Origin of the sequence: Nakamurella sp. A5-74, assembly GCF_040438885.1 — a bacterium.
Taxonomy (GTDB): domain Bacteria; phylum Actinomycetota; class Actinomycetes; order Mycobacteriales; family Nakamurellaceae; genus Nakamurella.
This window is the reverse complement of record NZ_CP159218.1, coordinates 3,518,896-3,542,982: the sequence shown is the minus strand read 5'-3', so window position 1 is coordinate 3,542,982 and position 24,087 is coordinate 3,518,896. Positions and strand designations below refer to the sequence as shown.

17 protein-coding genes are annotated in these 24,087 nt (G+C 69.5%); 13 read left to right on the top strand and 4 right to left on the bottom strand.

All coding sequences use genetic code 11. The annotated features are described in order from the left end of the window. Nucleotides 1-4 precede the first annotated feature (4 nt). From ABLG96_RS16190 to hutI, 4 genes are all read left to right on the top strand, one after another. Nucleotides 5-1,696: a urocanate hydratase gene (locus ABLG96_RS16190; protein WP_353651551.1), complete on the top strand. Its 1,692-nt coding sequence runs from the start codon at nucleotides 5-7 to the stop codon at nucleotides 1,694-1,696. Between the two features lie 4 nt (nucleotides 1,697-1,700). Next, nucleotides 1,701-2,933: an allantoate amidohydrolase gene (locus ABLG96_RS16185; RefSeq protein WP_353648364.1), complete on the top strand. Its 1,233-nt coding sequence runs from the start codon at nucleotides 1,701-1,703 to the stop codon at nucleotides 2,931-2,933. Continuing rightward, nucleotides 2,930-4,312 (top strand): formimidoylglutamate deiminase, encoded by a 1,383-nt coding sequence (locus ABLG96_RS16180; protein ID WP_353648363.1) that lies wholly within the window; start codon nucleotides 2,930-2,932, stop codon nucleotides 4,310-4,312. The genes ABLG96_RS16185 and ABLG96_RS16180 overlap by 4 nt, the downstream gene beginning before the upstream one ends. A gap of 225 nt (nucleotides 4,313-4,537) precedes the next feature. Continuing rightward, a complete protein-coding gene (gene hutI, locus ABLG96_RS16175; RefSeq protein ID WP_353651550.1) occupies nucleotides 4,538-5,668 on the top strand; it encodes an imidazolonepropionase in 1,131 nt (376 codons plus the stop codon). Nucleotides 5,669-5,724: 56 nt separating this feature from the next. Here the strand turns inward: hutI and ABLG96_RS16170 are convergent, their stop codons facing one another. Next, on the bottom strand, nucleotides 5,725-9,504 hold the full coding sequence (locus ABLG96_RS16170; protein WP_353648362.1) for a multifunctional oxoglutarate decarboxylase/oxoglutarate dehydrogenase thiamine pyrophosphate-binding subunit/dihydrolipoyllysine-residue succinyltransferase subunit: 3,780 nt from the start codon (nucleotides 9,502-9,504) through the stop codon (nucleotides 5,725-5,727). Nucleotides 9,505-9,745: 241 nt separating this feature from the next. Between ABLG96_RS16170 and ABLG96_RS16165 the strand changes: the two genes are divergently transcribed. Further along, a complete protein-coding gene (locus ABLG96_RS16165) occupies nucleotides 9,746-11,392 on the top strand; it encodes an NAD(P)/FAD-dependent oxidoreductase (RefSeq protein ID WP_353648361.1) in 1,647 nt (548 codons plus the stop codon). Nucleotides 11,393-11,553: 161 nt separating this feature from the next. Here the strand turns inward: ABLG96_RS16165 and ABLG96_RS16160 are convergent, their stop codons facing one another. Further along, entirely contained in the window at nucleotides 11,554-12,543 is a 990-nt protein-coding gene (locus ABLG96_RS16160; RefSeq protein WP_353648360.1) for a WYL domain-containing protein, read from the bottom strand. Between the two features lie 100 nt (nucleotides 12,544-12,643). On the opposite strand from ABLG96_RS16160, the gene ABLG96_RS16155 reads away from it, so the two are divergent. Next, nucleotides 12,644-13,294: a TIGR03086 family metal-binding protein gene (locus ABLG96_RS16155; protein WP_353648359.1), complete on the top strand. Its 651-nt coding sequence runs from the start codon at nucleotides 12,644-12,646 to the stop codon at nucleotides 13,292-13,294. 28 nt (nucleotides 13,295-13,322) lie between these two features. Here ABLG96_RS16155 and ABLG96_RS16150 read toward each other — a convergent pair whose 3' ends face one another. Then, a complete protein-coding gene (locus ABLG96_RS16150) occupies nucleotides 13,323-14,948 on the bottom strand; it encodes an AMP-binding protein (RefSeq protein WP_353648358.1) in 1,626 nt (541 codons plus the stop codon). A 119-nt stretch (nucleotides 14,949-15,067) separates the two neighbouring features. On the opposite strand from ABLG96_RS16150, the gene ABLG96_RS16145 reads away from it, so the two are divergent. The 6 genes from ABLG96_RS16145 to ABLG96_RS16120 all read left to right on the top strand — a co-directional run bounded on the left by ABLG96_RS16145 (nucleotide 15,068) and on the right by ABLG96_RS16120 (nucleotide 21,807). Beyond that, entirely contained in the window at nucleotides 15,068-16,282 is a 1,215-nt protein-coding gene (locus tag ABLG96_RS16145; RefSeq protein ID WP_353648357.1) for an aminotransferase class I/II-fold pyridoxal phosphate-dependent enzyme, read from the top strand. 199 nt (nucleotides 16,283-16,481) lie between these two features. After that, complete coding sequence (locus ABLG96_RS16140; RefSeq protein WP_353648356.1) at nucleotides 16,482-16,946, top strand: GNAT family N-acetyltransferase; 465 nt, start codon at nucleotides 16,482-16,484, stop codon at nucleotides 16,944-16,946. 169 nt (nucleotides 16,947-17,115) lie between these two features. Then, nucleotides 17,116-18,510 carry an MFS transporter gene (locus ABLG96_RS16135; RefSeq protein ID WP_353648355.1) on the top strand — a complete coding sequence of 465 codons (1,395 nt, stop codon included), beginning with the start codon at nucleotides 17,116-17,118 and terminating at the stop codon, nucleotides 18,508-18,510. After that, the gene (locus ABLG96_RS16130; protein ID WP_353648354.1) at nucleotides 18,507-19,247 is read left to right on the top strand and encodes a winged helix-turn-helix domain-containing protein; all 741 of its coding nucleotides are present in this window, start codon (nucleotides 18,507-18,509) and stop codon (nucleotides 19,245-19,247) included. The genes ABLG96_RS16135 and ABLG96_RS16130 overlap by 4 nt, the downstream gene beginning before the upstream one ends. A gap of 126 nt (nucleotides 19,248-19,373) precedes the next feature. Continuing rightward, nucleotides 19,374-21,272, top strand: a complete 1,899-nt coding sequence (locus ABLG96_RS16125) for a DUF222 domain-containing protein (protein WP_353648353.1) — start codon at nucleotides 19,374-19,376, stop codon at nucleotides 21,270-21,272. 100 nt (nucleotides 21,273-21,372) lie between these two features. Next, nucleotides 21,373-21,807, top strand: coding sequence for a hypothetical protein (locus ABLG96_RS16120; protein WP_353648352.1), 435 nt, complete (start codon nucleotides 21,373-21,375; stop codon nucleotides 21,805-21,807). An 83-nt stretch (nucleotides 21,808-21,890) separates the two neighbouring features. Here the strand turns inward: ABLG96_RS16120 and ABLG96_RS16115 are convergent, their stop codons facing one another. Next, nucleotides 21,891-22,484: a cupin domain-containing protein gene (locus ABLG96_RS16115; protein WP_353648351.1), complete on the bottom strand. Its 594-nt coding sequence runs from the start codon at nucleotides 22,482-22,484 to the stop codon at nucleotides 21,891-21,893. Nucleotides 22,485-22,588: 104 nt separating this feature from the next. Between ABLG96_RS16115 and ABLG96_RS16110 the strand changes: the two genes are divergently transcribed. Continuing rightward, on the top strand, nucleotides 22,589-24,052 hold the full coding sequence (locus ABLG96_RS16110) for an NAD-dependent succinate-semialdehyde dehydrogenase (protein ID WP_353648350.1): 1,464 nt from the start codon (nucleotides 22,589-22,591) through the stop codon (nucleotides 24,050-24,052). The last annotated feature ends 35 nt before the right edge of the window (nucleotides 24,053-24,087 follow it).

Sequence of the window (24,087 nt, the reverse complement as noted above, 5' to 3'; positions counted from 1 at the left end):
CGCGCTGCCGGGCGCCCGTCCGGTCCGCGCTCACCGTGGGAGCACGCTCACGGCCCGGTCGTGGGCGACCGAGGCGCCGCTGCGGATGCTGCAGAACAACCTCGATCCCGAGGTTGCCGAGGATCCGGACAACCTCGTCGTCTACGGCGGTACCGGTCGGGCTGCCCGGGACTGGCGCAGCTTCGACGCGATCTCCCGCTCGCTGGTCGACATGACCGACGACGAGACGCTGCTCGTGCAGTCGGGTCGACCGGTCGGAATCCTGCGGACCCACGAGTGGGCGCCGCGGGTGCTGATCGCGAACTCCAACCTCGTGCCGGACTGGGCGAACTGGCCGGAGTTCCGCAAACTGGAGCAGCAGGGCCTGACCATGTACGGCCAGATGACGGCCGGTTCATGGATCTACATCGGCAGTCAGGGCATCGTCCAGGGCACCTACGAGACTTTCTCCGCCATCGCCGCGAAATTCACGGCTGCCGGCAAGGCTTCCGGCACGTTGGCCGGAACCCTCACTCTCACAGCGGGTCTGGGCGGCATGGGCGGTGCGCAGCCGCTCGCCGTGACGCTCAACGGTGGCGCCGTGCTGGCCATCGACTGCGACCCGGTGCGGGCCGGGCGCCGGGTCGACACCCGCTACCTCGACGTCGTCGCCGACTCGCTCGATCACGGCGTCGAGCTCGCGGTCGCGGCGAAGAACGATCGCCGTGCGCTGTCGGTCGGGGTGATCGGCAATGCCGCAGAGCTCGTTCCGGAGCTGTTGCGCCGGGGGGTGCCGATCGACATCGTCACCGACCAGACCAGCGCCCACGACCCGCTGGCCTACCTGCCGATCGGCGTCGAACTGCAGGACTGGCATGCGTATGCGGCGGCGAAGCCCGAGGAGTTCACCGACCGCGCCAGGGAGTCGATGGCCCGGCACGTCGAGGCGATGGTCGGCTTCGCCGATGCCGGCGCGGAGGTCTTCGACTACGGCAACTCGATCCGCGGCGAGGCGCAGCTGGCGGGCTACGAGCGGGCCTTCGACTTCCCGGGATTCGTTCCCGCCTACATCCGGCCGTTGTTCTGCGCCGGGAAGGGGCCGTTCCGCTGGGTGGCGCTGTCGGGTGACCCGGCCGACATCCACGCCACCGACCGCGCGGTGAAGGAGATGTTCCCGGAGAACGAGTCGCTGCAGCGCTGGATGCGGCTGGCGCCCGAGAAGATCGCGTTCCAGGGACTGCCCGCACGGATCTGCTGGCTCGGCGCCGGCGAGCGTCATCTGGCGGGGCTCCGGTTCAACGAGATGGTTGCCTCCGGTGAGCTCAGCGCGCCGGTGGTGATCGGCCGCGACCACCTGGACAGCGGATCCGTCGCCTCGCCGTACCGGGAGACCGAGTCGATGGCCGACGGCAGCGACGCGATCGCCGACTGGCCGCTGCTGAACGCGCTCATCAACACCGCCTCGGGGGCCAGTTGGGTGTCGATCCACCACGGCGGCGGCGTCGGGATCGGTCGGTCCATCCACGCGGGCCAGGTCTGCCTGGCCGACGGCACCGCGCTGGCCGCACAGAAGCTGGAACGGGTGCTGACCAACGACCCGGCGATGGGCGTGCTGCGGCACGTCGATGCGGGCTATCCGCTGGCGGACGCAGCCGCGGAGGCCACCGGCCTGCAGGTGCCGATGAACAGTCCTGCCGACACCGAGACCGGGGCCTGACCCGATGAACAGCCGCGGACACCGTGCGGAGGCGGCCGGACGGTTCACCGCCCTGCAGGCGGATCTCGCCGGGATCGGGCGTGACCGGCACCGGGGCGGCTACTCGCGGCACGGGTTCGACGATGCCGATCTGGTGCTGCGGGAGTGGTTCGTCCACCAGGCGGAGCGCCGTGGGTTGGACGTCGAGACCGACCGCAACGGCAACCTGTGGGCGTGGTGGGGGAGTGGGCCGGACGCGCTCGTCACCGGCTCGCACCTGGACTCCGTGCCCGGCGGCGGGGCATTCGACGGTCCGCTCGGGGTCCTCTCGTCACTGCTCGCCGTCGACGAGCTCCGGGTGCGCGGCGTCGTCCCCGCGAGACCCGTTGCGGTTGTGTGTTTCGTCGAGGAGGAGGGCGGCCGGTTCGGTCTGCCGTGCCTGGGCAGCAGGTTGCTCACCGGCGCCGCCGACCCGGATCAGGTGCGTCGGCTCAAGGACCAGGCCGGCGTCCCGCTGGTGGATGCGGTGCGCCGCAGCGGGATCGACCCCACTCACCTGGGTGCCGATCCCGACCGGCTGGCGGGCATCGGAGCGTTCGTCGAACTGCACGTCGAACAGGGCCGTCTGCTGGCCGCGCAGGCGCCGGACGCAGTCGTCGGGGTGGGCGCCGGGATCGTCGCGCACGGTCGTTGGCGGCTCAGCCTCACCGGCCAGGGCAACCACGCCGGCACCACGCTCGTCGATGAGCGGCGCGACCCGATGATCCCCGCGGCCGCCACCGTGCTGGCGGCCCGTCGCGCCCTGACCCGGTACCCCGGAGCGGTCGCGACCGTCGGCCGGATCGTGCCGAAACCGGGTGGTACCAACGTGATCGCCTCGTCCGTCGACGTCTGGCTGGACGCCCGGTTCGGCTCGGTGCGCTCCACTGCTGCGCTGGTCGACGAGATCATCGCCGACGTCCGGACCGAGGCCGAGCTGGAGGGCTGCTCCCTGGTGGTGCACCGGGAGTCGCTGTCGCCGGACGTCGATTTCGATGCCGGGTTGATCGCCCGCTCCGCCGAACTGTTGTCCGCACCGGTGATCGCCACCGGCGCCGGCCACGACGCCGGCGTGCTGTCCGCCCATGTGCCCTCGTCGATGTTGTTCGTGCGCAACAGGTCCGGTGTCTCGCACGCTCCGGACGAGCACGCCGAGACAGCGGACTGTCTGGAAGGTGTGCAGGCACTGGCGGACGTCCTGCAGGATCTGCTGCGATGAGCTCCGGGGACGAGCCGACGATCCTGCGGTGCACGAGCGCCTGGTTGCCGGACGGTCCCAGCGGTCCGGTCGAGCTGACCGTCCGCGCAGGCGTCATCACCGCCATCGATCTGGTGCTGCCCGGGGCCCCGACGGGCCCTGCACCGGCAGCACCGGCACAGATCCTCCCGGGGCTCGTCCTGCCAGGCTTCGCCGATGCCCACAGTCACCTGTTCCACCGGGGCCTGCGCGGGCGCACCCACCGACCCGCTGCGGACGGCTCCGGGTCGTTCTGGACCTGGCGGGAGGCGATGTACGCGTTGGCAGGTCGGCTGGAGCCGGACGGGCTGTACGAGCTGGCGGTTGCCGGGTTCAGCGAGTTGCTGTCCGCGGGCTACACAGCGGTGGGGGAGTTCCACTACCTGCACCACGACCGGTCCGGCCGTCCCTATCAGAACCCGAACGCGATGGGGCTCGCGCTGATCGCCGCGGCGCGGGACGTCGGTATCCGGCTCACCCTGCTCGACACACTGTACCTGGCAACGGGTTTCGACCGGCCGGGGTCGGCGGCCGCCCCACTGAGCGCCGTCCAGCAGCGTTTCTCCGACGGTAGTGTCGGTGCCTGGGCCGAGCGGGTCGCCGACCTCGGCGAAAAGGACGGCGTCCGCATCGGCGCTGCGGTGCACTCGGTGCGGGCCGTGCCGCCCGCCCGACTCGCCGAGCTTGCTGGGGTGCTCGGCGAGCTGGATCCCGGGCGACTGCTGCACGTGCACCTGTCGGAGCAGTTGCAGGAGAACGCGGACGCGCTGGCGGCGACCGGGCTCACGCCCACCGGACTGCTGGCGGCTGCCGGGTTGCTCGGTCCCGCGACCAGCGCCGTACACGCCACCCATCTGGACGACGCCGACCTCGCACTGCTGGGCGGATCGGGAACCACGGTGGTGATCTGCCCGAGCACCGAGGCCGATCTGGCCGACGGCCTCCCGCGGATCGCCGACCTGGTGACGGCGGGTGTCCCGATGGCGTGCGGCGGAGATCAGCAGGTGCTCGTCGATCCGTTCCACCAGGCGCGGGGCATCGAGTGGGGCGAGCGGCTCCGAACGGGACGTCGCGGCACCGTCGATCCGGGTGATCTGCTGACGGCCGCCACCGTGCACTCACACCGCAGCATCGGCAGCGGCGCGGGTGTCATCGCCGTCGGACACCCTGCCGATCTGGTCTGCGTCCGGACCGACTCCGCGCGGACAGCAGGGTCCGAGCTCCATCAACTGCTGATGGCGGCGACCGCCGCCGATGTGGTCCAGGTGCTGGTCGGCGGTCGGATACTCGCTCGGGACGGTGTGCACACGGCCCTGGGCGACCCCGGACCGCGATTGGCCACGGTGCTGGGCGGGAAGTGAACGAATGGTGGTGCTGCCGTCGCCGGTGGATGGGATCCTGATGGCGCGGGCGGCGCACCAGCCCACCGGTCCGCTCCACCGGACTGCTCCTCCGAGCAGTTCACCCCACAGCAGTTCCCGACAGCGAGGACGCCACCCATGAGCGACAGCAGCGACATCTCCCGGGGCTCGGAGTGGGAGCCGGACGGGTCGCTGCTGCTGCACAACATCTCCTCGCTCGCGACCATGGACGACCAGATGGCGGCCGGACCGATGGCGACCTTGCAGGATGCTGCGGTGATCATGGAGCAGGGCCGGATCGTCTGGGTGGGCGCAGCGGACGATGCCCCTGCCGCTGACGATGCCATCGACCTGGGCGGACGGTCGGTGCTACCCGGTTGGGTCGATTCGCACACCCACCTGGTCTTCGCCGGCGACCGCAGCAGCGAGTTCGTCGCCCGAATGGCGGGTGAGCAGTACACCGCCGGCGGGATCATGGACACTGCCAGGGCGACGCGGGCGGCGTCCACCGAGGATCTGGTGGACGGGATCCGACGACACCTGGCGGAGATGGCCAGGGGCGGCACGACCTGTGTCGAGACGAAGACGGGTTACGGGCTCACCCAGCCGGACGAAGTGCGTAGCGTCCAGGCGGCCGTCCTCGCCGGCGTCGATGCAGTGACGTTCCTCGGCGCCCACGCGGTGCCCGATGAGTTCACCGGCGAGACGGACGATTACGTGGACCTGGTCTGTGGGCCGATGCTCGACGCGGTGGCCGATCAGGTCCAGTTCGTCGATGTCTTCTGTGAAGACGGTGCGTTCAACGATTCCCAGGCACGCCGGGTACTGGCCGCCGCCGAACGGCACCAGCTGCGGACCAAGGTCCACGGCAACCAGCTGGGCACTGGCTCCGGCGTCCAGTTGGCGGTCAGCGCTCGGGCCATCTCCGTCGACCACTGCACGCATCTGCAGCAGGCCGACATCGATGCGCTGGCCTCCGGTTCGACGATCGCCACCCTGTTGCCGATCACCGACCTGTCGACCCGCCAACCCGCAGCGCGGGGTCGGGACCTGGTCGATGCAGGCGTGCAGATCGCCATCGCCTCCAACTGCAACCCGGGATCCGGGTACTCGTCGTCGATGGCACTGGCGGTGGCTCTCGGGGTGCTGCAGTGCGGCCTGTCGGTCGGCGAGGCGGTGGCTGCGGCCACCCTCGGCGGCGCGAAAGCGTTGGGACGCACCGATGTCGGGATGATCGCTGTGGGCAGGCGAGCAGATCTGCACGTCATCGACGCACCGGGGCCCGAGTACCTCGCCTATCGGGTCGGGGTACCCCTCACGTCCGCGGTGTGGCGCAGCGGCGTACGAGTGGTCTGAGCAGGTCTGCTGACGCCCGACACCGAGCTCGTCGGGACATGGCGAGATCGGCGTTCTCAGTCGGCGAACGCCGCGGTGATCACTGCGGCCTGTTCCACCTCGTGCACCCGGGTCGATCCGGCGGACGGCGCGGCCATCGAGCGACGCGAAACCCGGCGCACCCTGGCCAGCTGGTCGGGCAGCATCTCCGGCAACGCCAACGCCAGGAAGGTCCAGGACCCCTGGTTCGCCGGCTCCTCCTGGACCCACCGGATGTCGGTGACGTCCGGATAGGCGCTCAGGATGTGCGACAGCTTGCGCCGCGGGACCGGATAGATCTGCTCCAGCCGGATGACCGCCGTGTCGGTGATCTCCTGCTTCTTCCGGTAGGCGTCCAGCTCGTAGTACAGCTTGCCGGAGGTGAGCAGGATGCGGCGGACCTTGCCGGGTTCGGCAGTGGTGTCGGGGAGCACCGACTCGAACTTGCCCTCGGTGAAGTCGGAGACCTGCGACACCGCAGCCTTGTTGCGCAGCATGGACTTCGGGGTGAAGACGACCATCGGCCGGTGCACCCCGTCCAGCACGTGACGGCGCAGCAGGTGGAAGTAGTTCGCGGGGGTGGACGGGACGGCGACCGTCATCGACCCCTCTGCGCACAGCTGCAGGAAGCGCTCGATCCGGCCCGAGGTGTGGTCGGGACCCTGGCCTTCGTGACCGTGCGGCAGCATCAACACCACGCCGGACTGCTGGCCCCACTTGGCTTCTCCGGAGGAGAGGTATTCGTCGATGATCGACTGGGCGCCGTTGACGAAGTCGCCGAACTGCGCCTCCCACATCACCAGTGCATCGCGGTTGATGACCGAGTAGCCGTACTCGAAGCCCAGCGCCGCGTACTCGGTGAGCGCCGAGTCGTACACCTGGAACTTGCCCTGGTCGTCAGAGAGGTGTTGCAGCGGAACCCATTCGGCGCCGGTGTTGCGGTCGATGAGGTACGAGTGACGTTGCACGAAGGTGCCGCGCCGGGAATCCTGACCGGACAATCGGACCCGGCGGCCGTTCATCGCGATGGAGCCGTAGGCGAGCAGTTCGCCGAAGGCCCAGTCGATGTCGCCCTGCCGGGACATCTCGACCCGGCGGTCCAACACGGTCTTCACCCGAGGGTGCGGGGTGAACGTGTCCGGATAACCCAGGTGGGCGTCGGCGATCGTGCGCAGCATCTCCGGCGAGATGGCCGTCTCGACCTTCCGCGGGATCGGCTGCTCCTCCTCGATGGTCGGGGAGGCAACGGCCTGCGTCTTCTCCATCTCCCGGACCTCGTTGAAGACCCGCTCGAGCTGCTGGTGGTAGTCGCGCAGGGCCTCCTCGGCGTCCGCCTCCGACATGTCGCCGCGGTCGATGAGCGCCTCGGTGTAGGTCTTCCTGACTGAGCGCTTGCCGTCGATGATCTGGTACATCAGCGGGTTCGTCATCGAAGGGTCGTCGCCCTCGTTGTGACCGCGTCGGCGGTAGCAGATCAGGTCGATCACGACGTCCTGGCGGAACTGCTCCCGGTACTCGACCGCGAGTTCGGCGGCCCAGACGGCGGCTTCCGGGTCGTCGCCGTTCACGTGGAAGATCGGTGCCTGGATCATCTTGGCGACATCGGTGCAGTACTCGCTGGAGCGGGACTGCTCGGGAGCGGTGGTGAATCCGACCTGGTTGTTGATGATCACGTGCACGGTGCCGCCGGTGCGGTAGCCGCGCAGCAGCGAGAGGTTCAGCGTCTCGGCGACCACACCCTGGCCGGCGAATGCGGCATCGCCGTGGATCGCCACCGGCATCACGGTGAAGCCGTTCTCGCCGCGGTCCAGCAGATCCTGCTTGGCGCGGACGACACCCTCGAGCACCGGGTCGACGACCTCGAGGTGACTGGGGTTTGCGACCAGCGTGACCTTGACGCCCCCGTCACCGAACGGGCGGGTGTACTTGCCCTCGGCGCCCAGGTGGTACTTGACGTCGCCCGAACCGTGCGCCTGACCGGGGTCGAGGTTGCCCTCGAACTCGCGGAACACCTTGGCGTAGGGCTTGCCGACGATGTTGGCCAGCACGTTCAGCCGACCTCGGTGCGCCATCCCGATGACGATCTCCTCGATACCGTTCTCGGTGCCCTTGTTCAGGATCGCGTCGAGCATCGCGATGACGGTCTCGCCGCCCTCGAGGGAGAAGCGCTTCTGACCGATGTACTTGGTCTGCAGGAAGGTCTCGAACGCCTCGGCCGCGTTGAGCCGGCCGAGGATGTACTTCTGGTGCTCGAGGTCGGGCACCGGGCGCGGTGATTCCACCCGCTGCTGCACCCACTTGCGCTGCATCGGGTCCTGGATGTGCATGTACTCGACGCCGACCGTCCGGCAGTAGGCATCGCGGAGCACGCCCAACACGTTGCGCAGCTTCATGAACTGCTTGCCGTTGAACCCGCCGACGGAGAACTCACGCTCCAGGTCCCACAGTGTGAGTCCGTGGCTGAGCACGTCGAGGTCGGGGTGCTTGCGTTGCCGGTAGTTGAGCGGATCGGTGTCCGCCATCAGGTGGCCGCGGGTGCGGTAGGCGTCGATCAGCTCCAACACGCGCGCGGTCTTGTCGAGCTCACCGCCGGCACCGGCGCCGATGTCCTGGACCCAGCGCACCGGCTCGTACGGGATCCGCAGCGACGCGAACACATCGTCGTAGAAGTTGTCCTCACCCAGCAGCAGTCCGTGCAGCCGCTTGAGGAACTCGCCCGATTCGGCCCCCTGGATGATCCGGTGGTCGTAGGTCGAGGTGAGCGTCATGATCTTGGAGATGCCCAGCTCGGCAAGGGTGCGCTCGCTGGCGCCGGCGAACTCCGCCGGGTACTCCATCGCGCCGACGCCGATGATGGTGCCCTGGCCCTGCATCAGCCGGGGCACCGAGTGCACGGTGCCGATCCCGCCGGGGTTGGTCAGCGAGAGCGTGGTGCCCTGGTAGTCGGCAGCGGTCAGCTCACCCTTGCGGGCCTTGCGGACCACGCTCTCGTAGGCGGCCCAGAACTGCTGGAAGCTCATCGTCCCTGCACCCTTGATCGGCACCACGACGAGCGAGCGCTGACCGTTCTTGCCGGGCAGGTCGATGGCCAGGCCGAGGTTCACCTGGGCCGGCGTGACGACTGTCGGCTTGCCGTCGGTCTCGGCGAAGTGCCGGTTCATGTTCGGGTAGTCGGCGAGCGCTCGGACCAGGGCGTACCCGATGAGGTGGGTGAAGGAGATCTTCCCGGCGCGATTGCGCTTGAGGAAGTTGTTGATGACGATCCGGTTGTCACCGATCAGCTTCGCCGGGACGGCGCGGACGCTGGTCGCGGTGGGGATCTCCAGCGACGAAGTCATGTTGCGGACGACCGCTGCCGCGGCTCCGCGGAGCGGCCCGACGGTGTCGGCGTCCTGCTCCGGGGCGACGTCCTTCTTCATGTCGTCCGGCGTGGCGGTGACCTTGGCGGGTGCTGCCTTCGCCGGCGCGGGCTGGGTGGCGGGTTTGTCCGCTGCCGGCTTCGCGGGTGCGGCTGCCGGAGTGGTGGCGGCCGGCTTCGCAGCTGCCGGACGGGACGGTGGCGGGGGCGGCGGCGGGGGAGCAGCAGCGGCAGCGGCGGGAGCGGCAGCGGCAGGAGCGGCAGCGGCGGGAGCCGGTGCGGTCGTCGTGCTGGTTCCATCACCTGCGGCATCGTCACCCCCGGCGCCCAGTCCGGCGAAGTACTCGCGCCAGGTCGCATCGACACTCTGCGGATCGGCGCGGTACTGCTGGTACTTCTCCTCGACGAACCAGTCGTTGGGACCGAACTCGGGGATGGTGGACGACGACGGTGAGGACACGGTCGCTCTTCGCCTGCTCTCTGACTCTCGTTCTGTGGCCGCGGCTGGGCGCGCTCGGGGGGTACGCGCACTCGCGCACCCGGTGCTTCCCAGGTTAGCGCTGATCGTCATCCCGTTGGGCATCCCCCGTCCGGTTCGCACGTGCTTCTCGCGGATGCGGATGAGCGCGGATGAGATCGGCCGTGAGTACTCGGCGGGGCTGAGGAGAGCGGACGTCCGGCCGCTGGCAGGATCTGCCGTTATGACCGTGCACGAGCACCAGGCAGACGAGCACCTGTCCGAGCACCCAGCGGGAATCGCCGGAGCCGCCACGAGCTCCGCCGAGGTGTTGGTCGTCGGTGCCGGCCACAACGGGCTGGTCGCCGCGATCCTGGCCGCCGAGCAGGGGCTCCGGGTCACGCTCCTGGAGCGATCCGATCATCTCGGTGGCGCGTCGATCAGCGCCGAGGTGTTCACCGGTCACGACGCACGTCTGTCGCGGTACTCCTACCTGGTCTCGCTCTTCCCGCCGGAGCTGCTGGAGCGGCTCGGGGTGTCGGTCCGACTGCTGGAGCGCACCGTGTCGTCGTACACGCCCTGCACGGTCGACGGGGTACCGACCGGCCTGCTGGTCGAGCGCGATCCGGGGGCAGCGACCAGGAAGTCCTTCCGTGCGGTCACCGGTACGGACCACGACTTCGACGCCTGGCAACAGTTCTACGGCGAGCTCGCCGCGATGGCCAGGGTGGTGGCGCCGGCGCTGCGCGGACCGCTGCAGCGGCGCGCGGAGGTGCGGGATGCGGTGATCGCGGCGGCCGGCAGCCCCCTCTGGGACGACGTCTTCGAACGACCGATCGGGGAGGCGATCAGCCGCCGGTTCGCCGACGACGTGGTGCGCGGAGTGGTGGCCACCGATGCACTGATCGGGACCCACACCTCCCTGTTCGCACCGGAGCTGCTGGCCAACCGGTGCTTCCTCTACCACCTGATCGGTCGCGGCACCGGCGAGTGGCTGGTGCCCGAGGGTGGGATGGGGGCGGTCTCCGGAGCGCTGGTGGCGCGTGCAGTGGAACTCGGTGTCGAGATCCGCTGCGGGGTGGCTGTCCAGGCCGTCACCGAATCGCCGGCAGGCGTGTCGGTGCTGGCCCGGGATGCGGGCGGGGTGGACGTCACCGTCACCGCCGGTCACCTGCTGGCTGCGGTCGGGCCGGCTGTCGTCGACCGGTGGCGCGGCCTGGATCCGCAGCCGGTGACCGGGGCGCAATTGAAGGTGAACCTGCTGCTGACCCGGCTGCCGGCGCTGGCGTCGGGCGCGGATCCGGTGCAGGTGTTCGCCGGGACGACGCACCTGCACGAGGGGTTCGCCACGCTCGAGCAGGCCTATGTTGACTCGGCCGCCGGGATCCTGCCCGATCCGCTGCCGGCCGAGATCTATTGCCACTCGCTGACCGATCCGTCGATCCTCGGGTCGGCGGCCGGTACGACGGCTGCCACGATCACCCTGTTCGGACTGCACGCGCCGGTCGAGCTGTTCCGGGCCGACCCCGACGGGATGCGCGACCGGGCGGTCGCCGCGGCGCTGCGGGCGCTGCAGCAGTACCTGGCCGAGCCGCTCGAGGACGTGCTCGCGCTCGATGCGGACGGCCGGCCGTGCATCGACGTCGCGACGCCGGTCGATCTCGAGCAGAGCCTCGCCATGCCGGGCGGCAACATCTTCCACGCCGACCTGTCGTGGCCGTTCGCGGACGACGACGAGGACCTGTCCACTCCCGCCCGCCGGTACGGCGTCGAGGTGGCCGGCAGCGAACGGATCCTGATGGCCGGAGCGGGTTCCCGGCGCGGCGGCGGAGTCTCCGGGCTGGGCGGCGAGGCGGCCGTCGACGCCCTGCTGGAACTGCTGCACCCCTGACCTTCGCGGTCGTGACGGTCGTGTGCGCGCCGGGTTCGCGGTCGTGACGGTCGTGTGCGCGCCGGGTTCGCGGTCGTGACGGTCGTGTGCACGCCGGGTTCGCGGTCGTGACGGTCGCGTGCACGCCGGGTTCGCGGTCGTGACGGTCGTGTGCGGGCGGTTCAGTGCTGGGCGGCGAGCACCGCTGCGGCGCGGCCGCGGAAGGCCGCCCGGACGCTGTCCGGTGCGAGTACCACGACCCGGTCCGCGAGCGGCCAGAGCGTGGCGATGGCGTGCTCGATCGCGGCGAAGGTCGCGCGAAATCGGAGGGATCCGTCGTCGGCAGCCGCGGGTAGTTGCTCGAGCACCCGCACGGCGCTACGCAGGCCGGCGACCAGCCGGCCGTCCTGCGGGTCCCGCACCTCCAGCTCCACCTGGTACTCCGCGATCCGCTCGATGAAGCGGGCTCGGGACTCGGCCCACCAGGTGGTCAGCTCGGCCGGGTCGACCGTCGTGCGCAAAGGCTCGCCGGTCGGCTTGATCTCCTCGATCCGGTCGACCCGATAGATCCGTCGCTCCCCGCGGTGCAGGGCCAGCAGGTACCAGACCCCGGCGGCGCTCACCAGACCGGCGGGATCGACGGTGCGGGTGGTCGCAGGTCGCGGACCGTGATCACGCCGTTCGGCGAGCGTGCCCGAGCTGTACGTGAAGGTGAGTCGCCGTCCACCGGTGACGGCCTGTTGCAGTGCCCCCAGCCCGGGGGTCTGCTGGGAATTGCCGAACCAGCCGACGTCCAGCACCAGGATGCGCGCCGCTCCCTCGGCGGCGGCCCGCCGTCCTTCCTGCGGCAGCGAGGACAGCACCTTGGCCAGCCCGCTGGAGAAGGCGGCACCGATCCCCAGTCCGGCAACGGCCGAGGACCCCGCGATCAGCAGGGCTCTGGCCTCGTCACCCGAGAGCCCGGACAGATCCGTGCTCCAGCCGGGCAGCAGCGAGAAGCCGCCGGCGCGGCCCCGTTCCGAGTAGACCGGCACCCCCGCAGCTCCGAGCGCCTCGATGTCCCGCAGCACCGTCCGCTCACTGACCTCCAGATCGGCGGCCAGCTCGCGCGCCGTCACCCGATCCCGGTGCCGCAGCACCATCAGCAGGGCGAGCAGCCGGTCGGCGCGCATGGTCCCCAGTATGTCTGCAAAGCCTGACAGGACGTGTCGTGATTGAGCGGGAGGGTGGCAGCAATCCCGGAGAGCCCGGGTGCAGGACCAGGGAGATCCCATGACCGACACCACCGCCCCCGACACCACCACCTCCGACACCACCACCTCCGACGACACCGTCATCACCGACGGCCGGCTGTACTACGCGGCCGCCCAGGACTGGGTGGTCGAGCTGATCGGATCCATCCAGAACTCCGCCGACTGGGAGCGCCCGACGCCGTGTTCGGAGTTCTCGGTGCGACAGCTCGTCCAGCACCTGCTCGCGACCCTCGACCGGGCCAGGGTGATCGCCGAGGGCGGCGATCCGAACCCGATGCCGCGCATCGTCGAACTGCCCGATGACGCACTGCTGCAGGGGTTCTCCTCGCGCCTACCGGGAGTGCGTGCGGCCTGGTCCGATGCTGCGATGCAGTCGTCGGTGACGGTGCCGCCGGGGGTCCAGGTCCCCGGACACGTGGCGATCTGGAAGTACGCCAACGAGGTCGTCGTGCACGGTTGGGATCTGGCCTGTGCGCTCGGGCTCGACGCCGAGGCCCCGAACGGCATCGCCGCGCCGGTGCTCGAGCATGCGGCCGAGGCGATCCCGGCTGAGGTGCGCGGCGGCTTCGTCCCGTTCGAGTCGGTCGTCGCTCCCACACCAGGGGCGGGCCCGACCGAGCAGCTCGCCAACTGGAACGGCCGCGATGCCGCAGCCTGGGTCCGGCACTGACCCGGCCCGGGCGCTGGGTGGAGCTCGGTCAGCCCAGACCGAGCTCCTGGGTGGTCACCGCGCGCATCTCGATCTTGCGGACCTTGCCGGAGACCGTCATCGGGAAGTCGTCCACGATCCGGACGTACCGCGGGATCTTGTAGTGCGCGAGCTTGCCGGCGCAGAACTGCCGCAAGCTCTCCGCGGTGATCTCGTCCGCGCCGTCCCGGAGTTGGATCCAGGCGCAGAGCTCCTCGCCGAACTTCTCGTCCGGGACGCCGATCACCTGCACATCCTCGATGTCGGGGTGGGTGTGGAGGAACTCCTCGATCTCTCGGGGGTACACGTTCTCGCCGCCGCGGATCACCATGTCCTTGATGCGGCCGGTGATCTGCACGTAGCCGTCCGGCGCCATCACGGCGAGGTCGCCGGTGTGCATCCAGCCGTCCCGCAACACCTCTGCGGTCTTCTCCGGCTCGTTCCAGTAGCCGATCATCACCGAGTACCCGCGGGTGCAGAACTCGCCCGTCTCGCCGCGGGGCAGCGTCTCGCCGGTGGCGGGATCGACGATCTTCACCTCCAGGTGCGGGGTGACGCGGCCGACAGTGCCGACCTTGTGTTCTAAGGAGTCGTCGGTGCGGGTCTGCATGGAGACGGGAGACGTCTCGGTCATGCCGTAGGCGATCGTCATTTCGTCGATGCCCGCTGCGATCACCTTCTTCATCAGCTCTGCGGGGCAAGGGGAACCGGCCATGATCCCGGTGCGCACGCTCGACAGGTCGTACGAGGCGAAGTCGGGCAGCGCCCACTCGGCGATGAACATCGTCGGTACGCCGTACAGCGACGTGCACCTCTCCTGCTGGACGGCGCGCAGCGTCGCAGCCGGGTCGAACGCGGGCGCCGGGATCACCATGGCCGCACCGTGACTGGTGGCGGCGAGGTTCGCCATCACCATCCCGAAGCAGTGGTAGAACGGCACCGGGATGCAGATCCGATCGACCTCGGTGTAGCGGCACATCTCGCCCACCAGGAAGCCGTTGCCCAGGATGTTGCGGTGCGAGAGGGTGGCGCCCTTGGGGAACCCGGTGGTCCCCGAGGTGTACTGGATGTTGATCGGATCGTCGGGTCGCAGTGCCGCCTGGACCGCGGTGAGTTCCTCGTGGGAGGTCTGTGATGCCTTGTCCAGCAACGTATCCCAGCTCGGGGTTCCGATGAGCACCACATCCACCAGGTCGGGGCACTCGCCACGGACCTCGTCGATCATGGCGGCGTAGTTGCTGGTCTTGAACTCCGCAGCGGCGATGAGCCGGGAGATGCCTGCCTGGCGCAGCACGTAGCCGAGTTCGCTGGTGCGGTAGGCCGGGTTGATGTTGACGAGGATCGCACCGAGGCGGGCGGTCGCGTACTGGGTGAGCGTCCACTCGACGCAGTTGGGGGCCCAGATACCGACCCGGTCGCCGGTCCGCACGCCGCCGGCGTGCAAGGCCTTCGCCAGGGCCCTGGTGCGTTCGCCGAACTCGTCGTAGGTCAGCCGTACGCCGGTATGGGTGTCGATGAGCGCGTCCCGGTCGCCGAATCGCGCGATGGTCGCGTCGAGGTCGTCCGCGATCGTCGCCGCGGGCAGCGCCGGGCCGTCCTCACCGATGGCGTGGGAAAGCGCTGAGGTCTGAGACATCCTTGTCCGTTTCCCGGGGTCGTCCGTTTCTCGTGCGGAAGGGCGATGCTGCGCACTGTATCCCCGGCCGCCGGTCCCCTGCAGGACCGTGCCGCCGGTACATGCGGGACACTGCGGGGATGACGTCTGCATCCGAGAGTCCCGCACCTGAGAAGCCGGCACCCGACCAAGCGCTCGCGACCCGCGCCGTGCACCCCAGGGTGCCGGTCGACTTCGCCGGCCGACCGGTGTCGGTGCCGATCTATCAGACCACCGTCTATGCGCACGACGACATCGCCGTGCAGAAGGAGTCGCTCGACAACCCCCGCGGTGCGTTCGGCTACTCCCGGATGGGAAACCCGACGGTCCGCTCGCTCGAGGAGGTGGTGGCCGGTCTCGAGGGTGGTGTCGGTGCCGTCGCGACCTCGTCCGGGATGGCGGCCATCCACACCGCACTGGGCGCGAACCTGCGTGCGGGGGCGCACCTGGTGGTGCAGAACTCGATCTACGGCGGCACCAGCGGCCTGCTCGACGACCTGCGGAAGCGATGGGACCTGGGCATCACGTTCATCGACGGTGACGATCCGGAGCAGTTGGCGGCAGCGCTCCGACCGAACACCGCGGCGCTGTATCTGGAGACGATCTCGAACCCGGTGACGGCGGTGGCCGACATCCCGGTGATGACGGCGGTGGCGCGCGAGCACGGCGTGCTCTCGGTGGTGGACAACACCTTTGCCTCGCCGATGCTCTGCCGTCCGCTCAGCCTGGGGGCGGACATCGTGCTGCACTCGGCCACCAAGTACCTGGGTGGGCACTCGGACGTCACCGCGGGCGTCGTGGTCTATGCCCAGGAGCAGCAGTTCGTCGACGGGTGGAAGTACGCGGTCGGCGTCGGGTCGACTCCCGATCCGTTCGGGGCCTGGTTGGTGATCCGCGGGATCCAGACGCTGGCGCTGCGGATGGGCGCGGCCACCGCGAACGCCACGGACTTGGCCGAGCGGCTGGCCGCACACCGCAGGGTGACCAAGGTGCACCATCCGTCCAACCCCGAGCACCCGCAGTACTCGTTGGCGGCCAAGATCCTCGACGGTCCCGGCCCGATGCTGTCGTACGACGTGGACGGCGGGGCGGACGCGGCCCGCGCCGTCATCTCCCGGCTGAAGCTGATCCAGAACGCCGCCTCGCTCGGCGGGGTCGAAACCCTGACCATGCATCCCGTGTCCACCTCGCACCGGACGCTCTCCGACGAGCAACTGGCGGTCGCCGGGATCGCCGCCGGCACCGTGCGACTGTCCACCGGGGTCGAAGCGGTGGAGGACATCTGGGCGGATCTGGAGCAGGCGCTGGACGGCTGAGCTCCGGTGCCGCAACGGGTTCGGTTCGACCCACGCATCGTCCAGGTGACCGGTGACGAACGCTCGATGAGGAGCGACCGCACCAGTGGCAGCGACCAGTGGCCGCAACAAGTGAGCGCAACCAGTGATCGCAACCCAGTGATCGCAACCAGCGATCGCAACCAGCGATCGCAACCAGTGACCGAGATGAGGAGCGTCGATGAGCGTCCGCCGGGCGCGATCGAGCGACGCGCTGAGCATCCGGAGGCTGGCCGAGGGGTTCGGCACCGCCGGAGATCCCCCGGCCAGCGGCCAGTTCGATCACGAGTACGCGCGGATCATCTCCGACGACACGTGGTTGCTGGCTGTGGCCGAGGATGCGGGAACCGTGCGCGGTTACGCCCTGGCCCAGGACTACGGGCCAGGCCTGCGGGCATCATTCACCACCGGCAGACTGCGCGATCTGTATGTGGAGCCCGCATTCCGACGTCGCGGAAGTGCGCGAGCCCTCGTCCGGTCAGTCGTCTCCTGGGCACATACGCGGCCGCTGCCGATGATCCTCGACTGGCAGGCATCCGCGTCGGCTGTCGACTTCTATCGCAGGCTGGGATTCGAGCCCGATCACGTCGGCGACTTCCCCGAATACCCGGGTTTCTCCCTCGACACGCGGACGCCACCGGGCTGACGACCATCCTCCGTGCGGGTGATCGCAGCGGCAGCAATCGCCCGGGTGGACCCTGCATCTTCGGAACCGGTGGCTCTGGCACCTGCTGCGGCGCGCTGATCCGGACGCAGCAGTGGGTCTGCGCGACAGTTCGTCGTCAACCGAAGCGTCCGCGCCACACCATCGAGGAATGAGCACACTCCGCGAGGCCGGACCTGAGCAGTCCGGTGCACCTGTCCCTGTCGCCCGGATCAGGACCGCGCTGGTCACCCTCTCGCTCGCGTTCGGCCTGGTCCAACTGGACGCCACCGTCGTGACCGTTGCCCTGCCGGCGGTCCGCGCCGATCTCGGCGGCGGGCTCGCGTTGGGCCAATGGCTGATGGACGCCTACGTCATCCCGTTCGCAGCCGCGATGTTGGCTGCCGGCGCGCTGGGAGATCGCCTGGGACACCGCCGGACCTGCGCGCTCGGCTGCCTGGTGTTCGCAGCCTCCTCGACGGCGGCAGCGCTGGCCGGCTCGTGGGACGTGCTCATCGCCGCGCGGATGGTGCAGGGGCTCGGGGCAGCGATGATGCTGCCTTCCTCGCTGGCGATGATCGGCACGCTCTTCCCCGACAAGGTGGCCAGGGCGCGAGCGCTGGGGATCTGGGGCGGTATCGCGACCACCGGGTTCGCCCTGGGCCCCGTGGTGGGTGGCCTGCTGGCGACGCACGCCGGGTGGCCGGTCGTGTTCTGGATGAATCTACCGCTCGGCGTGCTGCTCGCCGTCGCCGTAGGTCTGTTCTGCCCGGCGGGACGGACGAATCCCAGCCCGATCGACCGACTGGGCACCCTGCTGGGCAGCGCGATCCTGGCGGCACTCGTCGGCGCGGTGATCTGCGCAGGGCAGGGCAGGACGGTGATCACGCTGGCGCTGGTGCTGACGGCAGTCGGCTTCGCACGACTCTTCCGGCGCGTCGAACATCGAGCGACCCGGCCGCTCGTCCCGCCCTCGATGCTTCGGCGGGGACCGTTCCGGTACGCGCTGATCACGGGATTCGCGTTCAACTTCGTGCTGTACGGGATGCTGTTCGGCGTCACCGTCGTGCTGACAGGTGATCTCGGACTGAGCGTGTTGGCGGCTGGTCTCGCCGTGCTGCCGATGGCCGTCGTGGTCTGCGTCGGGGCGACGTCCAGCGGCTTCCTGGCGGCCAGGATCGGTCCGCGGCGACCGATGGTGATGGGCTTCCTGGCGGCGGCAGTCGGATCGCTGCTCCTACTGCTGGCCTGGGTGCTGCAGTCCGTCGTGATCGTGGTGATCGGGACGGCGGTGATCGGGATGATCTCCCTGGCGATGCCGGCGATGACGTCCGTTGCGCTCGGGGCGGTGGGTCCGCAGCAGGCAGGTACCGGTGCTGGCGCCCTGAACTCCGCTCGTCAGATGGGTGGCGCGATCGGGGTCGCACTCCTGGGCGCGTTGCTCAACGCAGGTTCCGGTGGCTGGGGTTTCACAGCGGCCGCGGCAGTCGCTGCGGCAGTATGCATGGCAGCGGTGTGGACCAGCGCCAGGTCCACCGATCCCGGGCGACAGGTGGTGACGTCATGACGGGAGACGCCGACCTGTCCCGCATCGCAGAGCTCATCGGTCATCGCGCGCGCAGCCGGATGTTGATGGCACTGATCGCCGGCCGGGAACTGTCCGCGAGCGTGCTGGCCACCGAGGCCGGGGTCAAGCCGTCCACGGCCAGTGAACACCTGCACCGACTCGTCGAGGGCGGCCTGCTGGTGGTGCGTTCGCAGGGGCGGTACCGCCACTACGGCATCGCCGATGCGCGGGTCGCCGACCTCCTGGAGCGGATGGTCGAGCTCTCGCCTGCCGAACCGATCACCTCCCTGAGATCGAGCACCCGGGCAGCGCAGCTGCGCCGCGCGAGGACCTGTTACGACCACCTGGCCGGACGGCTGGGGGTCGGCATCATGAACAGCTTGATCGAGCACGGTCACCTCGTCGGCGGGGACGGGCGCCACGAAAGTGCCATCGCCGAGCACGACCGGCCGGCCGGACCCGGCCGCGATCTCGACTACCAGCTGACCGACTCGGGCCACGAGTTCATCGGTGGTGTCGGGATCCGGTTGGCCGGCGGCGACCGACCGCTGATCCGCTACTGCGTCGACTGGACCGAGACCAGACACCACCTGGCCGGTCAGCTCGGCCGAGGTATCCGCGACCGATTCCTGGAAGCGGGCTGGATCCGTCGCCACGACGTGCATCGAGCGCTCGTCGTGACCGGTGAGGGCGCGCGGGTCCTGGACCGGGAGTTCGACCTGGTGCTGCAGGACTGACGGACCGCCACGATGGGTCATGAGCAAACGGGGGATGTCACACCTGTTCCAGGCAGAGAATTCGAACTGCTGTATGATAGAGGCATGCGGGGGCACACGGGGACTGTCGAGCACACACTGACGGGGATGTTGGCCGTCGCCAGGTGTCGTTCGATCAGCCCGATCCGTGTGACCCACCATCACCGGATCGTCGATCCAGGAAACCGCTTCCCGCCGATCCAGGTGGTGGAGACGACCACAGATGAGATGGTCGAGTTCGTGGCGCCGACCGGGGAACGGTTGGGCCGGATGATCGCGCGGGACGCAGATGCTCGCTGGGTTGCGGACGCCGCGACCCTGATGGGGGAGTTCCCGCTGACGGATTCGACGTTCGATCGCGGATTGGCGCCGACCCTCGTGGCCGCACTGACCGCCGGCCACGTCGCACCGGTAGGAAAGGTCGCTGCCACGAATCTGGTGCAGGTGATCGCGGTGACGGACAGGATCGTGTCCTGGGCGCAGGCTGTGCAGACCCAGGCGGTGGCCGCTCTGGCCCGACCGGGGGTCGCGGTGCCGGTCGGTGATCTGTTGCAATTGGCGACGCACGGCGGTCGGGTCGCCCCGGACGGTACCGATCCGTCAGAAGTGCTGTGCGACAGAGATTTTGAGGCTGATTGTTTCCGGGAAGTGTCGGTGGCCGGGAACGCCGAGTGGGACACGGTGATCCGCGAGGAGGCGACGCGACTGGCGTCGGCCGAGGTGGGTGTGGCCTTGGGTCTGCCGCCGACGACGGCAGGGGCCCGACTCTCGGAGTCGGTCGAGCTCGTCGATCGCCATCCCCGCGCCGTCGACTGCTGGCAGACGGGCCGCATCGATCGGCAGCGGGTGCGGGCGTTCGCGGCGCGGACGGCCGGTCTGGATGCGTCGACGGTGGCGGAAGTGGAGTCGGCGCTGCTGTCCGACGGCGGCAAGAAGGTCGGCGCCACCACCTGTGTGACGCTGCGCCGCCAGCTCGAACGGGAGATCGCGCGCCGGGATCCGGCAGCCAACCGGCGGCGCGAGAAGCTGGCGCGGGAGGACCGGGGGGTGTTCGTGCAGCCGGGTGACGACGGAATGTCGCGATTCTGCGCCGCCCTTCCTGCCCCGGTCGCCCTCTTGGCCTACGAGGTGATCGACACGGTTGCCCGGGGGTTGCCCGATGCCGCGCGTGCGGGACGCACGGCGGCGCAGGCGAGAGCGGACGTCTTCGGCGACATCATGACGGAGCTGGCCGCGTTCGGTCGGGTGGATCTCCGGTCTGGTCCAGCCGAGAATGCTGACAGTCCCTCAGATCCGAGTCATCCCGACGATGGAGGCTGTGGTGAACGCGATGGTGACGGCGGCGCCGGGAGCGATGACCGTCTGCTGCCGGCCGTCTGGGAGGCGCTCGGCGCCTCGGTCTCCGTGGTGGTGGCCGCTGACGTGTTCTCGAAGTGCACCGACGATGGTGTGCGTTCCCTCGAAAGCGCCCTGCTCGAGCGTTACGGCGACCTCCCGGTCAACCTCGCGCATGCGCTGGCCGTGTCGGCGCGCCGTGCGCGGCTGTGGATGCCGGGTGTGCAGCCATCGGCCGCATCGGTGCCGGATGACGGCTCTGGCGCGCAACAACCGGACACCGAGCCGCCACTGCACGAGGATCAGCAAGTGGGTCACTGGGCCTACCGTCCGGAACGGGAGACGGCCGAGCGGGTGATCGAGCGGGACAGGGTGTGCCGTTTTCCGGGATGCCGCCGGCCGGCTCGGCAGTGCGACCTCGACCATCGGATTCCCTACGACGAGGGCGGTTCGACGACGTTCGACAATCTGGATGTGCTCTGCCGATACCACCACAGGATCAAGACCCATGCCGGCTGGCGGGCAATCCGGTTGCCCGGCAACAGGATGCGCTGGACCTCGCCGCTCGGTGCGGAGCTTGTCGACGAACCCGAGGTCGACACGGTCGGTCGCGGCGACCGGACAACCCTTTCGCAGGTGCCGACCTCCGATCACGACCCGCCGCCGTTCTGACGCGGTGCCGTTCTGATGCGGCGCCGTTCTGATGCCGCGCCGTCCCGCCGCTACCCGGTCCTGGGGGGTTCGAGCTCGCGCGTTCGATAGGTTCGAGTCCGTGACCAGCACGCACGAGTTCACCCGTTTCCAGAGCGCCGTTCCCAACCGGCTCGGCACGTTCCCCGGGGTCTTCGCACTGGTGAACGGACTCGGTCGGGAAGGATCGCTGGACACGGCCGACGAAGCTTGGCGGCGGCGGATGAACGACGGGATCACGGCCCTGTACCTGGATCCGACCACGGTGGACCCGACGTGTTACGACCGGCAGATCAATCCGGGCGCCCGCGCATGGTTCCGCTGCACCGCAACACATCTACTCGACCTCACCGCGGAGTATCTGACAGTGCTCGACCGTTACTCGGTACCGTGGGTCGAGCTCAGCACCCGGTCGCCCGGGACCGTCGTCTATGCCGACGACGTCCAGGTCGTCGCCGTCCCGTACCGCCACCCGGACGACTGGCCCCTCCGCGAGCGCACACCAGTTCCCGTCTGAAGCGCGGCCGAGAGCGACCGATCCGGCGCAGGGATCCGGGGGCGATGGCCCGGCCGCGCATCCGGCGCAGTCGGTCGTGCTGATCAGGGCAACATGGCGAGCGGGGGAGCGAACACCCACAGCACTTCCGCCGACCGCTCGACGTCCGCATTGGCCCAGGAGTGCAGCGACCGTCCCGGGTAGCTGGTCGAGCGCCCCGCACCGAGCAGCCGCTCCTCGCCGTCGATGGTGATCAGCACGGCGCCGGAGAGTACGTAGGCGAAGACCGTCTCCGTCTCGAGCCGGTACGCGCCGCCGGAGCTTCCTCCGGCGGCCACTTCGCTGCGCATCACCTGGAGGTTCGGCTGGTCGGCGGCGGTCAGCACGAACTCGTCGACACCGATTCCGCCCATCTGCGAGCGGCGCCCACGGTCGACGACCGGCTCCGACGGGAAGTCGAACAACGATCCGACGCTGATGCCCAGAACGGTGCACACCGTGAGCAGGTTGGGCACCGACATGCTCGCCCGGCCGCGCTCCACGAGCGACAGGAAACCCTTGCTGAGTCCGGCCCCGTCTGCCACCGCACTCAGGGTGCGACCCTGGGCGCGGCGCGCGGCGCGCAGCCGGGGGCCGGCATCCTCCATCCCGGTCCGGGACGGCTCCGCGGCGGTCGGTGGCGTCGGCGACCCGGTCATCCGGCGCCTCGGACCACGGGGGCAGGCCCTCTGCTGGGTTGCGCGCGGTCTCGCATGAGAAGTAGTTTTACCCCATAAAACACGCATCTGCCGAGGAGTTCATCATGACCGTCACTGCCGACGCCGTAGCCGCCCTCATCTGCGGCGTACCGACCGGACTGTTCATCGGGGGCCAGTGGATCGACACGCCCGAGACGATCGACGTGGAGAACCCCGCCACCGGCGAAGTGCTCGCCAAGGTCGCCGATGCCACTCCCGAGCAGGGCATGCTGGCCCTCGACGCCGCAGTTGCCGCGCAGAAGGATTGGGCTGCAACCGATCCCCGCGAACGCGGCGAGATCCTGCGGAAGGCGTTCGAACTGCTGCACGCCCGTGCCGACGATTTCGCGCTGCTGATGACACTGGAGATGGGCAAGCCACTGGCCGAGGCCAGGGGCGAGGTCACCTACGGTGCCGAGTTCTTCCGCTGGTTCTCCGAGGAGGCCGTCCGGATCTCCGGTCGCTACTCCGTCGCTCCCAGCGGCGGTACCCGGTTGCTCACCATGAAGCAGCCGGTCGGCCCGGTCTATGCGATCACCCCGTGGAACTTCCCGCTGGCCATGGGTACCCGCAAGATCGGACCCGCGTTGGCGGCCGGCTGCACGGTGGTCGTGAAGCCTGCCGCGCAGACCCCGCTCACCACGCTCGCGCTGGCCGGGTTGCTCACTGAAGCAGGTGTCCCCGCCGGCGTGGTCAACGTCATCACCACCTCGCGATCCGGCGCGGTGTCCGAGCCGATCATCCGCGACCCGCGACTGCGCAAGCTCACCTTCACCGGCTCCACGCCGGTGGGGCGGAAACTGATCGAGCAGTCGGCGCAGCAAGTGCTGAAGGTCTCGATGGAGCTGGGCGGCAACGCGCCCTTCCTGGTGTTCGCCGACGCCGATCTGGACAAGGCGGTCGCCGGCGCGATGCTCGCGAAGATGCGCAACATCGGTGAGGCGTGCACCGCGGCCAATCGGTTCATCGTGCACGAATCGGTGGCCGAGGAGTTCGCGCTGAAGTTGGCCGAGAAGATGGGCGCGATGAAGGTCGGACCCGGCATCGACGACGGCGTCCAGGTCGGTCCGCTGATCGACCGCGCCGCGATCGAGAAGGTCAGTGCGTTGGTCGCCGACGCCACCGACCGCGGGGCGAAGGTGCTCACCGGTGCAAAAACGTTGGGCGACAAGGGATACTTCTACGCGCCCACCGTACTCACCGATGTCCCCGACAGCGCCGATCTGTTCGCCGAGGAGATCTTCGGACCGGTCGCCCCGATCATCACCTTCTCCTCCGACGAGGAGGGCATCGCGCTGGCCAACCGCACCGAGTTCGGTCTGGTCGGCTACGCCTTCACCGAGAACCTGTCGAAGGCGATCCGGGTGGCCGAGGCCCTGGAGACCGGCATGGTGGGTCTCAACCAGGGCATCGTCTCCAACCCGGCCGCCCCGTTCGGTGGCGTGAAGGCCTCCGGCATCGGCCGCGAGGGTGGCGCCGAGGGAATCGAGGAGTACCTCGAGACCAAGTACGTCGGCATCGCGCTGTGACACGTCGAGCCTCCGACCCCGCCGGCACCCCTCCC

Excerpts from the sequence above, each read along its gene's own strand:
- ABLG96_RS16185 (WP_353648364.1), top strand. The coding sequence starts at position 1,701 with ATGAACAGCCGCGGACACCGTGCGGAGGCGGCCGGACGGTTCACCGCC.
- ABLG96_RS16180 (WP_353648363.1), top strand. The coding sequence starts at position 2,930 with ATGAGCTCCGGGGACGAGCCGACGATCCTGCGGTGCACGAGCGCCTGG.
- hutI (WP_353651550.1), top strand. The coding sequence starts at position 4,538 with ATGGACGACCAGATGGCGGCCGGACCGATGGCGACCTTGCAGGATGCT.
- ABLG96_RS16165 (WP_353648361.1), top strand. The coding sequence starts at position 9,746 with ATGACCGTGCACGAGCACCAGGCAGACGAGCACCTGTCCGAGCACCCA.
- ABLG96_RS16160 (WP_353648360.1), bottom strand. The coding sequence starts at position 12,543 with ATGCGCGCCGACCGGCTGCTCGCCCTGCTGATGGTGCTGCGGCACCGG.
- ABLG96_RS16155 (WP_353648359.1), top strand. The coding sequence starts at position 12,644 with ATGACCGACACCACCGCCCCCGACACCACCACCTCCGACACCACCACC.
- ABLG96_RS16150 (WP_353648358.1), bottom strand. The coding sequence starts at position 14,948 with ATGTCTCAGACCTCAGCGCTTTCCCACGCCATCGGTGAGGACGGCCCG.
- ABLG96_RS16145 (WP_353648357.1), top strand. The coding sequence starts at position 15,068 with ATGACGTCTGCATCCGAGAGTCCCGCACCTGAGAAGCCGGCACCCGAC.
- ABLG96_RS16140 (WP_353648356.1), top strand. The coding sequence starts at position 16,482 with ATGAGCGTCCGCCGGGCGCGATCGAGCGACGCGCTGAGCATCCGGAGG.
- ABLG96_RS16135 (WP_353648355.1), top strand. The coding sequence starts at position 17,116 with ATGAGCACACTCCGCGAGGCCGGACCTGAGCAGTCCGGTGCACCTGTC.
- ABLG96_RS16130 (WP_353648354.1), top strand. The coding sequence starts at position 18,507 with ATGACGGGAGACGCCGACCTGTCCCGCATCGCAGAGCTCATCGGTCAT.
- ABLG96_RS16125 (WP_353648353.1), top strand. The coding sequence starts at position 19,374 with ATGTTGGCCGTCGCCAGGTGTCGTTCGATCAGCCCGATCCGTGTGACC.
- ABLG96_RS16115 (WP_353648351.1), bottom strand. The coding sequence starts at position 22,484 with ATGACCGGGTCGCCGACGCCACCGACCGCCGCGGAGCCGTCCCGGACC.
- ABLG96_RS16110 (WP_353648350.1), top strand. The coding sequence starts at position 22,589 with ATGACCGTCACTGCCGACGCCGTAGCCGCCCTCATCTGCGGCGTACCG.